The sequence below is a fragment of the Myxococcus sp. NMCA1 genome (assembly GCF_026810205.1).
In the GTDB taxonomy this organism is placed as follows: Bacteria; Myxococcota; Myxococcia; order Myxococcales; family Myxococcaceae; genus Myxococcus; species Myxococcus xanthus_A.
Map to the genome: position 1 here is coordinate 6,307,149 of NZ_CP113950.1, position 15,624 is coordinate 6,322,772.

Sequence of the window (15,624 nt, forward strand, 5' to 3'; positions counted from 1 at the left end):
GCCTTCCTCCGCGTGGCATGGCTATGTTCCGCGGCCATGGCACACCCGCTCGCTGGCAAGCCCCCACCGGAAGACTTCCTCATCGACCCCGAGAAGCTGCGCGCCGCATACTTCTCCGGCCGGCCCGACGTGGGCGTGCCGGAGCAGCGCGTCGCCTTCGGTACGTCCGGGCACCGCGGCTCCTCCGCGCGCAACAGTTTCAACGAAGGCCACATCCTCGCGGTGACGCAGGCCATCTGCGAGTACCGCCAGCAGCAGGGCATCGACGGGCCGCTCTTCCTGGGCATGGACACCCACGCCCTCTCCGCCCCCGCGCAGCAGACAGCGCTGGAGGTGCTGGCGGCGAACGGCGTGCAGGTGCGCTTCACGGATGGCGCCACGCCCACGCCCGTCATCTCCCACGCCATCCTCACGTACAACCGCGGCCGCACGGCGGGGCTCGCGGACGGCATCGTCATCACCCCGTCCCACAACCCGCCGGAAGATGGTGGCATCAAGTACAACCCGCCCAACGGCGGCCCCGCGGACACGAACGTCACCTCCGTCATCGAGAAGCGCGCCAACGCGCTGCTGGGCGCAGGCAACGCGGGCGTGCAGCGCATCCCCTACGAGCGCGCGCGCACCGCGCCCGCGGTGAAGCCGTACGACTTCATCACTCCGTACGTGGAGGACCTGGGCACCGTCATCGACATGGAGGCCCTGCGCGGAGCGAAGCTGCGCATCGGCGCGGACCCACTCGGCGGCTCCAACGTCGCGTACTGGGAGCCCATCGCCACGCGCTACGGGCTGAACCTGCACGTGGTGAACCCCACGGTGGACCCGACGTTCCGGTTCATGCCGCTGGACCACGACGGGAAGATTCGCATGGACTGCTCGTCCCCGCATGCCATGGCGAACCTGGTGCGCCTGAAGGACGCGTATGACATCGCGTTCGGCAACGACGCGGATTCGGACCGGCACGGCATCGTCACCCGCAGCATGGGGCTGATGAACCCGAACCACTACCTGGCGGTCGCCATCGACTACCTCTATCGCAACCGGCCCGGCTGGAAGCCTGGCACCGCGGTGGGCAAGACGCTGGTGAGCAGCAGCCTCATCGACCGCGTGGCGAAGGATTTGGGCCGCCGTGTCGTCGAGGTGCCGGTGGGCTTCAAGTGGTTCGTGGATGGGCTGCTGGATGGCTCGCTGGGCTTCGGCGGCGAGGAGAGCGCCGGCGCGTCCTTCCTCCGCAAGGACGGCACCGTGTGGACCACGGACAAGGACGGCATCATCCTGGACCTGCTGTCGGTGGAGATCCTCGCGCGCACCGGGAAGGACCCCGGCGAGCACTACCAGGCCCTGGCGGCGAAGTTCGGCGCGCCGCTCTACACGCGCATCGACCAGCCAGCCACCGCCGCGCAGAAGGCCGCGCTGAAGAAGCTGTCCCCGGAGGCGGTGAAGGCCACCACGCTGGCCGGTGAGCCCATCCTCCAGCGCCTCACCCGCGCGCCCGGAAACAACGCGGACATCGGCGGGCTCAAGGTGGTGGCGGAGAACGGCTGGTTCGCCGCGCGTCCCTCCGGCACCGAGGACGTCTACAAAATCTACGCGGAGAGCTTCCGCGACGAAGCCCACCTCCAAGCCATCCTCCAAGAGGCGCGCGCCATCGTCAGCGAGGCGTTCGCGTCCACTTGAGCGGCGTGAAGCTCGTCCTTCAGTACGTGCTCGCCCTGCTGATGGTGGGCGCGGGGCTGAACCACTTCCGCAACCCGCGCATGTACCAGCGCATCATGCCCCCGTACCTGCCGTTCCACGGGCCGTTGGTGTTCTGGAGCGGCGTGGCGGAGGTGCTGCTGGGCGTGGGCCTGGTCATCCCCCAGACGAGCCGGCTGGCCGCCTGGGGCCTCGTCGCCCTGTTCATCGCCGTCTTTCCGGCCAACCTCTACATGGTGCAGCACCCGGAGCGGTTCCGGAAAATCCCCCCGGCCCTGCTCTGGCTGCGGCTGCCCCTGCAGGCGGTCCTGATCCTCTGGGCCTGGTGGTACACCTGAGCCGGGCCGCCCGCCCGGCTGCCCTCCGGTGCGTCCTTCCTTGACTCGCCGGGGGGTGCTCTTTAGTTTCAGAGGCTTCCAGTAGCCCCACCGAAATCCGAAGGACGTTCCATGGCTCGCGTTACCGTCGAAGACTGCCTCCCCCTCGTCGACAACCGGTTCGCGCTGGTGCTGCTCGGCGCCAAGCGCGCGCGGCAGCTGATGGCGGGTGCCCGCCCCATCCTCGAGCAGTCCAAGAACAAGCCCCCCGTGCTGTCCCTGCGCGAGGTGGCCACCGGCCGCGTGAAGTTCGACCGTGACGTGCGCGAGGCGCTGTCCGGCAAGTACACGGGCGACGAGCCCAAGTAGTCCCCGCGGTTCTCTTCAGCCCCCTTCCTTCCCGGCAATGCTCGCCGGGGAGGAGGCTTCGGGGAGCAGGCCCTGGGAGCGCAACCAGCGCACCGCCCGCGAGGCAACGGCCTTCTCTCCTTTGTAGCCCAGCAGCGGCACCAGTTGGACCACCGGCACCCAGCGCACCTCGTCCACTTCGATGCGCGGCCCCGGCAGCGGCCCCAGCTCTCCCTCCTGATAGCGGAACAGGAAGAAGTGGACGCGCTTGAAGATGCGCTGTCCGCGGAACTGGTACACGTAGCGAATCTCGCCCAACGGGGCCATGAGCGACACGGACAGCCCCGTCTCCTCACGCACCTCGCGGCTCGCCGTCTGCTCCGGTGACTCACCCGGGTCCACGTGCCCCTTGGGGAGCGCCCATAAGGTGCGGCCATGGGGACGGATGACGGCCACCTCCCAGTGACCGGCACTCTCCCGGATGACGACACCGCCTGCGGACGCCTCGCGTGGCATACCCGCCCACCCTACCCGATGCGGAAGGAAAGGTGCTCACCCGCCATGCGCGAAATGGCGAAGCTTGGCCTCCGCCCCCAGCCGGTAGGCGTAGCGCAGGTCCCCCAGGAGCCGGTCCAACCGCCGGGCGACGACGTGCCCCATCAGCCGCGCGCAGAAGCGGCGTGACAGCCGGTTCGCCTCCTCGTAGCGCCACCGCTCCTGGACGGAGAGCTGCTTGCGGTAGGACACCCGCTCGAAGAGACGATGGAGCAGCTCCCGCGCCCAGGCCCCCACGCCTTCGCCCCACCGGTGCAGCAGGCACACCGCGAACTTGTCCACCTCCGCCTGCGCCTCCAGTTCCAGCAGCGACACCGTCCGGCCGTGGGCCGCCGTGTGGGCCACGTAGAGAAAGTGGCTCACGCCTTCGGCCAGCTGGCAGTAACCGGCCAGGTCGCTGTCCAGCACGTACCCCAGCGGACCGGATTCGTAGGGCTTGAGCCTGTCGAGCAGCGCCGGTGACAAGTAGAGGGCCAGCTCCAGCGCGTCGCCCGCCTCGTGCACCAGCAGCTCCTCGTCGGCGCGGCCGGTGCCTCCCAATTGGGCGGCGGCCTCCGTGTCCACCACGAAGACCTCCGCCCTTGCCTCGCACGTGAAGCCGTAGATGGCCTCCAGGTGGTCCTGAACGCGGCCAATCATCCCCACCTCCGGCTAGTTGACGAGCTGTCCCTTGGGCCGCGGCATCATCCCCGCGTCGAGCAGCACGCGCTCCAGCCTGTCACTCCCGGTGCGGACCCACGCCTCATAGACTTTCAGCGCGCCGCTGGGGCCGGCCTGCACCATGCCCCGCGCGGAGATCTCCTCCAGCACCTCCACCACCTTGCGGAACTTCTCGCACAACTCCCGGTACACCTGCGCGAAGCCCGCCGCCGGCGTCAGCTCCGCCACGTGGCCATACGCCGTGCCGCCCATCTGGATGTAGTAGTCCGGCCCCACCACGCCGCTCTGCAGCGCGCCGGAGAAGAAGCCGGCGGTGTACAGCGACACGTCGCCCAGCCGGCGCAGGGTGCGGATGCGCTCGGCGCGCTCCTGCTGCAAGGCCTGGTGGTAGAGGATGGCCAGGGGCTCGTGGTCCTTGCGCCCGTCCTCCTCGCGGGTGAACAGCTTGTCGGTGACGGCGAACTCGGACAGCAGGTTCACCAGGTAGAACTCCGTCACCTCCGCCAGTTCTACCCGCTGCCGCCCCGTGACCTCGCCCAGAAGAGACTTGAAGAACTCCTTCAGAGACAGGGACGCCACCAGTCCACTCATTGACACCTCCCGTCATTCCCCGGGCGGACGTCGCCCGGAGGAGACCTGGGAAGGGTAGCAATCAGGTGCGGGCACGGCAAAGCCACTCCCAGTGATTCCGGGCACTTGCGTTAGCACTCTGGTATCGCGAGTGCCAATCCAGGGCCCTGAGGCAGGCCGCCGGGCATGGCGCCAGGGGTAGAGGATGTCACTGGAAAACCCCAGCAATGCCGCGCAGTTGGCACGTTCAGGAGCGGTCAGCCAGCGTCGCTTGACGGGTCGACTTCGCTGGTTATTATCCGCCGCGCCTGGGCGTTAGCACTCATGAGGTGCGAGTGCTAACCCCATGGGTCGCGAGGCCCTTTTTCAACCCCCAAGCAGCTTTCGGTCGCCACCGGAAACGGCGCCGGAAGCGACATGTAAGGAGCAGGCCATGAAGATTCGTCCCCTGCAGGATCGGCTCATCGTCAAGCGCGTCGCCGAGGAGAACAAGACCAAGGGCGGCCTCTTCATCCCCGACACGGCGAAGGAGAAGCCCCTGGAGGGCAAGGTCGTCGCCGTGGGTAACGGCAAGGTGCAGGAGGACGGCAAGGTCCGTCCGCTGGACATCAAGGCCGGCGACACCATCCTGTTCAGCAAGTACGCGGGCACCGAGATCAAGCTCGACGGCGAGGAGCACCTCATCCTCCGTGAAGAGGATGTGCTCGGCGTCATCGAGAAGTAATCCGGTCTCCCACACTCTTCCTTCAAGGAACCATCCAAATGGCGAAGGACATTCTTTTCGACGTGCGCGCGCGTGAGGCCATCCTCCGCGGCGTCAACATCCTGGCCGATGCGGTCAAGGTCACCCTGGGCCCCAAGGGCCGCAACGTCGTCATCGAGAAGAGCTTTGGCTCCCCGACCATCACCAAGGACGGTGTGACGGTCGCCAAGGAGATCGAGCTCGAGAACAAGTTCGAGAACATGGGCGCGCAGATGGTCAAGGAGGTTGCCTCCAAGACGTCTGACGTCGCCGGTGACGGCACCACCACGGCCACCGTGCTGGCGCAGGCCATCTTCCGCGAGGGCGCGAAGCTGGTCGCCGCGGGCCACAACCCGATGGAGATCAAGCGCGGCATCGACAAGGCCGTGGCCACCATCGTCGCCGAGCTGAAGAAGCTGGCCAAGCCGACCAAGGACAAGAAGGAGATTGCCCAGGTCGGTACCATCTCCGCCAACGGTGACGAGACGATCGGCACCATCATCGCGGACGCGATGGAGAAGGTGGGCAAGGAAGGCGTCATCACCGTCGAAGAGGCCAAGGGCCTGGAGACGACGCTGGACGTGGTCGAGGGCATGCAGTTCGACCGCGGCTACCTGTCCCCGTACTTCGTGACGGACCCGGAGCGCATGGAGGCGGCGCTCAACGACGCGCTCATCCTCATCAACGAGAAGAAGATCTCCTCGATGAAGGACCTCCTGCCCATCCTGGAGCAGGTCGCCCGCGCCGGTAAGCCCCTGCTCATCATCGCCGAGGACATCGAGGGCGAGGCCCTGGCCACCCTGGTGGTCAACAAGATCCGCGGCGTGCTGAACGTGTGCGCGGTGAAGGCGCCGGGCTTCGGTGACCGCCGCAAGGCCATGCTCGAGGACATCGCCACCCTGACGGGCGGCAAGATGATCGCCGAGGACCTGGGCATCAAGCTGGACACCATCACCCTCCAGGACCTGGGCCGCGCGAAGCGCCTCACGGTGGACAAGGACAACACCACCATCGTGGACGGTGCCGGCAGCCAGCAGGAGATCGAGGCGCGCGTGAAGCAGATCCGCGCCCAGATTGAAGAGACCTCCAGCGACTACGACCGCGAGAAGCTCCAGGAGCGCCTGGCGAAGCTCGTGGGCGGCGTGGCCGTCATCAACGTCGGCGCGGCCACCGAGACGGAGATGAAGGAGAAGAAGGCCCGCGTCGAGGACGCGCTCAACGCGACCCGCGCGGCCGTGGAAGAGGGCGTCGTCCCTGGCGGCGGCGTGGCCTACATCCGCTGCCTCAAGGCGCTGGAAGGCCTGCAGCTGACCGGTGGTGAGAAGTTCGGCGTGGACATCATCCGCCGCGCGGTCGAGGAGCCCCTCCGCCAGATCGTCGGCAACGGCGGCCTGGAGGGCAGCGTGGTGGTGAACAAGGTCAAGGAGTCCTCCGGTCCGTTCGGCTTCAACGCCGCCACGGGCACCTACGAGGACCTGCTGGCCGCCGGCGTCATCGACCCGGCCAAGGTCAGCCGCACCGCGCTGCAGAACGCGGCGTCCGTGTCCTCGCTGATGCTCACCACCGAGGCCATGGTGGCGGAGCGTCCGAAGGAGGAGAAGGACCTCCCCGCCGGCGGTGGCATGGGCGGGATGGGTGGCATGGGCGGCATGGGCGGCATGGGCATGTAGTCCGCCCCTCACCCCGGCATCCGTCCGGGGTGACGTCCTGAACGCGGCCTCCGGCTCCCTCATGGGGACCCGGAGGCCGTCGTCTTTGCGGGCTGGGTGGCGACGCGCCTTCTCGGCCCTTACTTTGGTGAATACGAAGGAGGAGACACCCGTGAAGCCCGTGAAGATTTTTACGACCACCTACTGTGGCTACTGCGTCCGCGCCAAGGACCTGCTCAAGCGCAAGGGCGTGGATTACGAAGAGGTGGATGTCACCGGAGACGACGACCTGCGCGCGAAGCTCGTGGAGATGAGCGGTGGTCAGCGCACCGTGCCGCAAATCTTCATCGGCGACACGCACGTCGGCGGCTACTCCGACTTGTCCCGCCTGGACACCGAGGGCCGCCTGGAGCCGATGCTCCAGGCCTGAGCACCCCAGGCAGGCGGCCAGGCGCCCCCGCCAAGGCTCCCGGCCTGCGGTGCATAGGTTTCTCCCCGTGGCACTTCACTCATCCACGGGAGGCGGCATGGCAGGCGAAGAGCGGCAGACGGGGACCCGGGACGAGCAGTACAACCTCATCAGCGTCCTGTATCACCTGCTCAAGGGTGCCTCGACCAGTGAGGCGTACATCCGGGATGCCGAGGAAAACGGCGACCCGGAGCTCGCCCAGTTCTTCCGCGATTGGCAGGAGGAGCAGCGAAACCTCGCCGAGCGGGCCAAGAATCTGCTCGGCGCCCGCATGGCGGGCGTCACCAGGGCGGGCACCGGCCGCAAGCGCTCGGCCCAAGGAGGCAGGCGCGGCGCGGACTCGGTGGAGAAGCAACCCACCAACGCGAGCGTTGCCTCGGGCGGCAATGACACGACGCGTGACGCCGTGGACGAGGAGCTGATGGAGACCTTCCCCGCCAGCGACCCGCCGGCCCGCTACTGAGGCCCCATCCGGCTTCCTGCGTCCTTCCGCGAGGGAGTGACGCAGGATTCTGGATTCTGGCCGAACGTTCGTCTTGTATGGGGGGTCGTGAAACACACCGTCCCCTTCCACTGCCCGCGCCTGATGCTGCTCATGGTGGCCATCCTGGCCGCGGCCTGCCGGAGCACGCCCTTCCAGGTGCGTGGCGCCGTGCCCGAATCGCTGGGCGCGTCCGCGGTGGTCGTCCAGCCCTTCGGCTTCCAGTGGGCGGAGCCTGACTGGCGCGCCGTGGAGTTGTCACAGCGACTGGTGAATGTGGCCCTGGCGCAGACGGGTGACGCGGCCCTCTTCTTCGGCCCCACCGAGCTGCAGGTGGCGCGGCCCGGCGAGGAAGGCGGTAACGGGCTGACGCGCGCTGTGGTGGCGGCATTGGCCTCCTACGGCGTCCGGCCTGACGGGTTGATGGTCCTCCGCCCCTCGGCGGAGCAACGCATCCAGTCCGGTGAACGTGAACTGATTGACACCGAGGGCTACACGGTGGGCCAGAGCGCCACCGAGGTGGTGATGTACGTGGGCCGTGTCGAGGTCCTCCACCCCGCCACGCAAGAGGTGGTGCTGGAGGTCTTCGGGGAGGCCACCGTGAATCCCTACGCAGACATCCTTGATGAGGGCGCGGACCCGGCTCCGGAGCTGACGCGCCTCATGGAGGAGCTCACGCGCGAAGCACTCCGCGGCCTGTCGAGCCACCTGAAGCCACCCCGCGCGCCCGCCCCCGCGCTGGCCTCCTCCCTGGCGTGGGCGCCGTGGGACGTGCTCGACATGGCGGCGTGGATGCCCAAGGACAGCACAGACCTGGAATTGCCGCCGGGTCTGCAAGAAGCCGGGCAGGACCCGCGAAGCCTGCGCGTCCAGCGCCTGCGCTTCGCCAACCCGGACGCGGACACCGCGCTGCTGGAAACGCTGGCGTTGCGCCCCGGCGGCCTCTATGTGCGCGCCGCACCCGAGGGCGCGAAGCTCTCCGCGGGGGACCTGGTGCTCACGCTCGACGGCCGCCCCGCACTTCCCCAGACACTTGCCCGCGCACGGCTGGCGCTCGTGCCAGTCGAAGCGCGCGTTCAACAACCCTCAGGCAGGATTGTTCCACTCGTACTGCCTTGAGTTTTCCCGATGTGAAGAGGCTCGCGTCGGGCTTGCCCGCCCATGCGACTCGCACCTAAAGAGGACCCGATATGGATAGGCCCGAGGTCACCCAGACCACTCAGACGGAGCAGGAAGGCCGCACCACCCGAATCCCCATCCCCGAATGGACGGTGGAGGTGGTTGCCGGACCTGACAAGGGCAAGAAGGTGAAGACGCAGGACGGACTGGTCCGCGTGGGCTCCGACAGCGCCTGCGACCTGGTCCTCACCGACGCCACGGTGAGCCGCCGCCACCTGGAGGTGGAGCGCACCTCGCGCGGGCTGATGCTGCGCGACACCGGCAGCCGCAACGGCACCTTCCTGGACGGCCGGCAGGTGGTGCAGGCCTACCTGACCAGCGGCGACAAGGTGGAGCTGGGTAAGACGAAGCTCTCCGTGAAGGTCGCCCCGCGTCCCACCGAGGTGGAGGTGGCGGGGGCGGAGTCCTTCGGCGCGCTGGTGGGCGCCTCGGAGAAGATGCGCTGGGTCTTCACGGAGCTGCGCCGCATCGCCCGCGAGGACATGAGCCTGCTCGTGGAGGGTGAGACGGGCACCGGCAAGGAGCTGGCGGCGCGCGCGGTGCACCAGCACTCGGCGCGGCGCCACGGCCCCTTCAAGGTCGTGGACTGCAACCTCATCTCCGAGGAGAAGGCCGAGCGCGAGCTCTTCGGCGGCCTGCGCGCGGGTGACGGCGAGGACCGCGAGGCGCGGGGCGTCTTCGAAGCGGCCCGGGGCGGCACCCTCTTCATGGACGAGGTGGGCGAGCTGCCGCTGCCCGTGCAGGGAAAGCTGCTGCGCGTGCTGGAGACGCGCGAGGTGCCGTCGCTGGACGGCCAGCCGGTGGCGGTGGACGTGCGCGTCATCGCCTCCACCCACCGGAACCTGGAAGAGGACGTGCGCCAGGGCCGCTTCCGCGCGGACCTGTACTTCCGGCTCGCGGTGGCGCGCGTGCGCCTGCCACCCCTGCGCACCCGGCGGGACGATTTGCCCGCGCTGGCCCAGGCCCTGGCCCAGACGCTGCGCGCCAGCATCACCCTCACGCCCCAGACGCTGGCCCTCTTCGAGGGCTATGAGTGGCCGGGCAACGTGCGCGAGCTGCGCAACGTGCTGGAGCGCGGCGCCCTCATGGAGGAGACAGGCAACAGCAGCTGGCTGGACTTCCTCGCCCAGCCCTCGCGACGCGCGGAGGGACAGGCCCCCACCACCCAGGTGGCCACGCTGGTGGGCACCCTGCCCTACCACGAGGCCAAGGACAGGGTGCTGGCCGACTTCGAGCGCCTGTATTTCGCCGAGGTCATGAAAACCGTGGGCTTCGACATGAAGGCCGCGGAGCAGCGCACCGGCCTGTCCATGCAGAGCCTTTATCGCCTTTTGAAAAAGAACGGGCTTCGGCTCAAGGACCTCAAGAACGCCGAGGGCCTGGAGAAGTAAAGAAGTCCGCACGCAGGTCCACCTCTAGGGAGAACAACCGCATGTTGCGTCGTGTTGCCGTAGCCTCCGTCGTCTTCACTGCCGCTTGCGCCGGCCAGCAGAAGCCCGCAGCCCAGGCCGGACAGCCCACGTCGACCGAGGAGCGTGTCCGCATCACCAACCAGCCCCCGTTCGACCTGGTGAATTGCTTCCCGCGCGAGCTCCAGCTTCCGGAGCAGGCGAGCCAGGGCGTCGTGCTGGGCGCGCTGCTCACCACGCGTCCCCAGGTGATGGAGTGCCTGGTGGACCCGAAGCACCGGGGCGCGGAGAAGAGCACCACGGTGGAGGTCAAGACGACCGTCACGGAGCAGGGCGGCTCGCACGCCGTCACCGGGACGAACCTCACCCCGGAAGGCCAGGCCTGCATCCAGAAGGTGGTGGACACCCAGGTGAAGCTGTCCGCGCTGCCCAAGGGCGCGCAGCCGGTGGAAGCGGCCATCCCCTTCGAGCACACCACCAGCGGCCTCAACTCCGTCACCTTCAACATCAACGAGGGCTCGGACTTCACCGGCGCGGTGCGCCTCGCGCAGCAGAGCTGGTGTGACTGCTACGCCAACTTCAAGGAGCAGGTCCCGCCGCCGCTGACGGCGAAGATCAAGCTGCTGAAGACGCAGCCCACCCCGGCCGAGGTCACCTTCGCGCCCTCCGGCAACACCGAGGCGGACCAGCTGGCCGCCTGCCTCCAGCCGAAGATCGCCGCGCTGCCGGCGAAGCTGACCTCCGACGAGCTGGGCTTCTCCTACCGCTTCGTCCACTTCGACTCGTCCGCGCCGGACGCCGCGTCGGCCGCCCTGCCGCCCGAGCTGCGCTTCCTCCAGCTGGACCTCAACCGCACCCAGCGCGCGGCGGACTCGGCCATCGCCGACGGCGCCCGCACCCCGGCGGCCCTGGCCTACGCCGAGGTCGTGGACCGCTACCAGAAGACCAAGAACTGGCGCCTGTTCGACGAGATGTCCAGCAAGTGCGACGCGCTGGTGAAGGCGGACGCGGGCGTCATCGAGTCCATCAAGGCCCGCCAGGCCACGGACCAGGCCGCGCTGGCGCTGGCCACGGAGATGGCGGCGAAGGACGCGGAGAACTGGGGTGACGTCGTCATCGCCACCCAGAAGAACGTCGACGAGTCGGTGAAGGAACTGGCCGACGCGGAGAAGATGGCCGCGCAGGACAAGGCCGCCTGCCCGAAGAAGAAGTTCTAGGAGTCCCCGCCCCACGGCGGAAAAACACGAAGGCGCGGGAGCCCGGAAGCCGGGGCCCGCGCCTTCTGTGTTTCGGGGAGAAACCGTCGCCGCGGGGCGGACACCGGAGGCCCGGTGCCCCGCCTGCCCGGGACGGGCCTACGCCGCCGTCACCTTGTCGTCGTTGGCCGCGCCCGCCTCGCGCATGCGCACGCTGACGAGCTTGGAGATGCCCGGCTCCTCCATGGTGACGCCGTAGAGGGTGTTGGAGACCTCCATGGTCCGCTTGTTGTGGGTGATGAGGATGAACTGCGACTGCTTGCTCATCTCCTTCACCATGTCGTTGTAGCGGCCCACGTTGCCCTCATCCAACGGCGCGTCGACCTCGTCGAGGAGGCAGAAGGGCGTCGGCTTGATGAGGAAGATGCCGAAGATGAGGCCCACGGCGGTGAGGGCCTTCTCGCCACCCGACAGCAGGTTGACGCTCTGCAGCTTCTTGCCGGGCGGCTGGGCGACGATTTCCACGCCCGGCTCCCCGCCCGGCCCCTCGTTGGTGAGGATGAGGCTGGCCCGGCCACCGCCGAACAGGCGCGGGAAGATGGCCTGGAACTTCTCGTTCACCACGTCGAAGGTCTGCTTGAAGCGCTCGCGGCTGGTGGCGTCGATGCGCTGGATGGCCTCCTTCAGCTGCTCGATGGAGGACTGCAGGTCCTGCTTCTGCGCGGTGAGGAAGTCGTAGCGCTTGGACAGCTCCGCGTGCTCGTCGATGGCGGTGAGGTTGATCTCCCCCATCTTCTCCACCTGCGCGCGCAGGTCCTTCAGCTCCGCCTCCGTCTCCGGAGCCAGCGCGGCCAGCATGTGGTACTTGTGCAGTTCGTTCGCCAGCTCCACCTGATGCCGCTCGCGGATGCCCGCCGCCAGGTGCTCCAGCTCCAGGGCGATTTCGCGCTCCCGCAGCGAGATTTGCGACAGGCCCTGCATCAGCTCGTCCACGCGGCCGCGCAGCTCGCGGAACGTCGCGTCCTGCTCACGCACTTCCGCGGAGGCCGTGGTGTGCGCCGCGCGGCGCGCCTCCAGCCCTTCCGCGGCGAGCCGGTGCTCCTCGGCGCGCTGGGACAGGCCGCCCTCGGTGTCCGTCGTGCGCCGCGCCAGCTCCTCGACGCGCGCCCCACCCTCCACCACCGTGGCCTGGAGCCGGGTGATGCGCGTCTCCATATCCTTGCGCTGGGAGACGAGGCTGTCCAGCTCCTTGCGGGCCGACTCGCCACGCTCGCTGCCGGCGGCCACCTTGATGCGCAGGCCCGTCAGCTCGCCGTTGGCCGTCTCCGCGCGCAGGCGCAGCGACTCCTGTTCGGCCACCAGCTGCTTCACCCGCTCCTCACGGCCCTCTCGGTCCGCCTGGCCGTGCGCCACCTCGCCGCGGCTCGCCTCCTCCTCGTGCTCCAGGGCCTGGTGGCTCTGGGTGAGCTGCCCCTCCTCCACTTCCAGGGCCCGCACCCGCTCGCGCACGCGGGCCAGGTCCTCGCCCGCCTTGTGCAGGTCCTTCTCCTGGCTGGCGAGGTTCAGCTCCTCTGCGTGCTGATTCTTCGCCAACCCCTTGAGGACGCCCTCCGCGTGCCCCATCTGCTTCTGGAGCGTGTAGTGCCGGGTGAGAATCTCGTTGTAGCGCTCCTCCACGCGGGCCACCTCGGTGGCCAGCTCGGCGATTTCGCGCTTCTTCTGGAGCGCGCCCACCGCCGCGCCCTCGCTCTCACCGCCGACGATGGTGCCGTCCGGGCGGAACACCTCGCCCTCCACCGTCACCAGCGTGCACGCCGGGCCGCCCGACTCGGTCCACGCGCGCGCCGTGGACACGTCCTGGACGATGACGACGTCCCCCAGCAGCAGCTGGACGAGCGGCGTCAGCGCCTCCTCACACGTCACCTCACGCAGGGCATGCGCGAGCACGCCGGGCTGGCTGAAGTCCGGCTCCAGCGGGGCCGGCAGCGCATCCAGCGCGGGCACCGGGAGGAAGCTGCCCCGGCCCTCGGCGTGGCCCTTGAGGTAGTCCACCAGCTCCACGCCCTTGTCGCGGCTCTCGACGATGACGTGCTGAAGCCGCTCCCCCAGGGCGGCCTCCACCGCGCGCTCGTAGCGCGGGGTGACATTGATGACGTCCGCCACCAGGCCGAAGATGCCCTGCTCACGGGCCTGCACACCGGCGCGCGTCATCACGGCGCGCACGCCGCGGTCGAAGCCGTCGTAGTTCTTCTGGATGTCTTCCAGCGTGGAGAGGCGGCTGCGCTTGTCGCTCAGCTCCTCCCGCAGCGCGATGACCTCGATTTCGTTCTCCGTGAAGGCCGCGCGGGTGCGGGTGAGCGCGTCCTCCTCCTGGCCCTTGCGCTCGGCCAGCTCCGCGGCGAGGTGCCGGGTGTCCTCCACCCGCTTCGCCACGTCGCCCCGGACGTTCTCCAGGGTCTGCTCCTGGGCGCGCAGGGTCTCCAGCTCGCCCTGGAGCTTCGCGCGGCGGGCGCCCAAATCCCCCCGCTGGCGGGCGAGGTTGACCAGGTTGCTCTCGTGGTTGGCCAGGCGCGTGGCCACGGCCACCAGGCCGGCGCGCTCCTGCTCCAGGCGCAGCGCCACCTCTGTCTGGAGCTGGGACACGCGGCGCAGCTCCTCCTGCGCCACCTGCATCGCGACCTCGTCCTCCTTCCACGAGCCGGCGATGCCCGACAGCTCCGCCTCGCGGGCGGCCATGGCCTCGGACATCTCCGCCTTGCGCGCCAGGAGCCCGTCCAGCTCCACCTGGGCGGCGGCCACGCGGGCCCGCGTCTCCTCCAGGTCGCGCTTGCCGTAGGTCATCTCCTGCGTGTCGCGCTGCAGGGAGCTCTCCAGCGTGTGCACCTCCGCGGCCAGCGCCTGGAGCGCGGCGGACTCCGCCTCCAGCTCCGCGCGGCGCCGGGTGATGGTCTCCTCCAGCTCCTTCACGCGGTCCAGGCTCTCCCGTTCCTCGGAGCCCAGGTTCTCCAGCCGCGACTGGAGCATCTTCTTCTCCGCCATCAGCTCCAGCTGGCGGTGCGTGGCCGCGTGCAGGTCGATGTCCCGCATGCGCGACTTGAGCTTCTTGTACTTCTCCGCCTTCTTCGCCTGGCGCGACAGCGCGTCGAGCCGCTTCTCCAGCTCGTTGGTGATGTCGGTGACGCGCAGCAGGTTGGCGTCGGTCGCCTCCATCTTGCGCTCGGCGGCCTTGCGGCGGGCCTTGTACTTGGTGACGCCCGCGGCCTCCTCCAGCAGATGGCGCCGGTCCTCCGGCTTGCTGGACACGATGAGGCCCACGCGGCCCTGTTCGATGATGGAGTACGCCTTGGTGCCCACGCCGGTGCCGAGGAACAACTCGGTGATGTCCAGCAGCCGGCAAAGCGTCTTGTTGATGAGGTACTCGGAGTCGCCGTTGCGGAACAGGCGCCGCGTCACCGTGACTTCGGAGAAGCCCTGGTACTGGGGCGCGAGCTGGTCCGTGTCATCCACGATGAACGTGAGCGACACCTCCGCCATGGACAGCGGCGGCTTGTTCTCCGAGCCGTTGAAGATGACGTCCTCCATGCCGCGGCCACGGAGGTTCTTCGCGCTCTGCTCACCCATCACCCAGCGGATGGCGTCCACGACGTTGGACTTGCCGCAGCCGTTGGGCCCGACGATGCCCGTCACGCCTTCATCGAACGTGAAGACACTCCGTTCCATGAAGGACTTGAAGCCGGTGATGTCCAACCGCTTGATTCGCATGCCAGCGGGCTCCTAGAGCGGGCTCGGTACGAGGAGAAAATCGCGCGCGAGGCCGAAAAATCGGCCTCTGAGCGTTCAGCAGAAAGGAGTACCAGCCACCTTCCAGACGATCAAGCATGGCCATGCCACGCATCGCCATACGTTCGGTTGCCTGGTCTGCGACAGAGCGGACGTGCTCTGTAGCTGTAGCGCGCGCACTGCGAGGCGGCGGCGTGTGCACCGCGCTTCTACGCTCCCATGACGTCCTCCCGCCGGTGTGGCTGCTTCAGCCCTGTTGAGTCCTGTTGCGCCACGCGAGCGCGTGACCTTCCGCGGGACGTAGCATTCCGGTCTGACATGCCCTCGGTAGACGCTGGGTTCCTTCGGCGCGGCCCCACCCGAGCCCACACGAACGCGCCGCCCGTGCCCACCTGACAGGCAGGCGTGTCGACGCGATGCGGGAGGGCCACGTCGAGCACGCGAACGTCGATGTGGCAGCCGCGCGTGACGGGCATCACGCACGCATCATGACCAGGGGCAGGGTGAGACAGAACCGCCGCGTCGTGAAGCGCGGATCGCCCGCAGCGAAGAAGCCCCAGCCAGGAACCAGCGTCGA

At 68.6% G+C, this 15,624-nt stretch carries 14 protein-coding genes; 10 read left to right on the forward strand and 4 right to left on the reverse strand.

The genetic code is table 11. From position 1 onward, the window contains the following. Nucleotides 1-36: 36 nt before the first annotated feature. From pgm to rpoZ, 3 genes are all read left to right on the forward strand, one after another. Entirely contained in the window at nucleotides 37-1,674 is a 1,638-nt protein-coding gene (gene pgm, locus OZ403_RS25890; RefSeq protein WP_268782040.1) for a phosphoglucomutase (alpha-D-glucose-1,6-bisphosphate-dependent), read from the forward strand. A 5-nt stretch (nucleotides 1,675-1,679) separates the two neighbouring features. Further along, nucleotides 1,680-2,030, forward strand: coding sequence for a DoxX family protein (locus tag OZ403_RS25895; RefSeq protein WP_328285463.1), 351 nt, complete (start codon nucleotides 1,680-1,682; stop codon nucleotides 2,028-2,030). A 111-nt stretch (nucleotides 2,031-2,141) separates the two neighbouring features. Next, on the forward strand, nucleotides 2,142-2,378 hold the full coding sequence (rpoZ, locus tag OZ403_RS25900; RefSeq protein ID WP_011554872.1) for a DNA-directed RNA polymerase subunit omega: 237 nt from the start codon (nucleotides 2,142-2,144) through the stop codon (nucleotides 2,376-2,378). A gap of 15 nt (nucleotides 2,379-2,393) precedes the next feature. On the opposite strand, the gene OZ403_RS25905 is transcribed toward rpoZ, so the two are convergent. From OZ403_RS25905 to OZ403_RS25915, 3 genes are read right to left on the reverse strand one after another with little or no spacing between them, the layout of a single operon-like run. Next, entirely contained in the window at nucleotides 2,394-2,873 is a 480-nt protein-coding gene (locus OZ403_RS25905) for an NUDIX hydrolase (protein WP_140793924.1), read from the reverse strand. Between the two features lie 36 nt (nucleotides 2,874-2,909). Beyond that, on the reverse strand, nucleotides 2,910-3,551 hold the full coding sequence (locus OZ403_RS25910; RefSeq protein WP_140793926.1) for a hypothetical protein: 642 nt from the start codon (nucleotides 3,549-3,551) through the stop codon (nucleotides 2,910-2,912). A gap of 12 nt (nucleotides 3,552-3,563) precedes the next feature. Then, entirely contained in the window at nucleotides 3,564-4,163 is a 600-nt protein-coding gene (locus tag OZ403_RS25915) for a hypothetical protein (protein ID WP_174258889.1), read from the reverse strand. A gap of 412 nt (nucleotides 4,164-4,575) precedes the next feature. On the opposite strand from OZ403_RS25915, the gene groES reads away from it, so the two are divergent. The 7 genes from groES (at nucleotide 4,576) to OZ403_RS25950 (ending at nucleotide 11,288) form a co-directional block, all read left to right on the forward strand. Next, the gene (groES, locus tag OZ403_RS25920) at nucleotides 4,576-4,866 is read left to right on the forward strand and encodes a co-chaperone GroES (protein WP_013941457.1); all 291 of its coding nucleotides are present in this window, start codon (nucleotides 4,576-4,578) and stop codon (nucleotides 4,864-4,866) included. A 38-nt stretch (nucleotides 4,867-4,904) separates the two neighbouring features. Beyond that, nucleotides 4,905-6,554 (forward strand): chaperonin GroEL, encoded by a 1,650-nt coding sequence (gene groL, locus OZ403_RS25925; RefSeq protein ID WP_140793930.1) that lies wholly within the window; start codon nucleotides 4,905-4,907, stop codon nucleotides 6,552-6,554. A gap of 151 nt (nucleotides 6,555-6,705) precedes the next feature. Beyond that, nucleotides 6,706-6,963: a glutaredoxin 3 gene (grxC, locus tag OZ403_RS25930; RefSeq protein ID WP_140793932.1), complete on the forward strand. Its 258-nt coding sequence runs from the start codon at nucleotides 6,706-6,708 to the stop codon at nucleotides 6,961-6,963. Between the two features lie 97 nt (nucleotides 6,964-7,060). Beyond that, nucleotides 7,061-7,465 (forward strand): hypothetical protein, encoded by a 405-nt coding sequence (locus OZ403_RS25935; RefSeq protein ID WP_174258890.1) that lies wholly within the window; start codon nucleotides 7,061-7,063, stop codon nucleotides 7,463-7,465. Nucleotides 7,466-7,552: 87 nt separating this feature from the next. Continuing rightward, nucleotides 7,553-8,602: a hypothetical protein gene (locus tag OZ403_RS25940; protein ID WP_237080596.1), complete on the forward strand. Its 1,050-nt coding sequence runs from the start codon at nucleotides 7,553-7,555 to the stop codon at nucleotides 8,600-8,602. A gap of 71 nt (nucleotides 8,603-8,673) precedes the next feature. Continuing rightward, on the forward strand, nucleotides 8,674-10,053 hold the full coding sequence (locus OZ403_RS25945; RefSeq protein WP_140793938.1) for a sigma 54-interacting transcriptional regulator: 1,380 nt from the start codon (nucleotides 8,674-8,676) through the stop codon (nucleotides 10,051-10,053). Nucleotides 10,054-10,094: 41 nt separating this feature from the next. Continuing rightward, a complete protein-coding gene (locus OZ403_RS25950) occupies nucleotides 10,095-11,288 on the forward strand; it encodes a hypothetical protein (RefSeq protein ID WP_140876375.1) in 1,194 nt (397 codons plus the stop codon). 138 nt (nucleotides 11,289-11,426) lie between these two features. Here the strand turns inward: OZ403_RS25950 and smc are convergent, their stop codons facing one another. Next, entirely contained in the window at nucleotides 11,427-15,029 is a 3,603-nt protein-coding gene (smc, locus tag OZ403_RS25955; protein WP_268782042.1) for a chromosome segregation protein SMC, read from the reverse strand. Nucleotides 15,030-15,624: the final 595 nt, after the last annotated feature.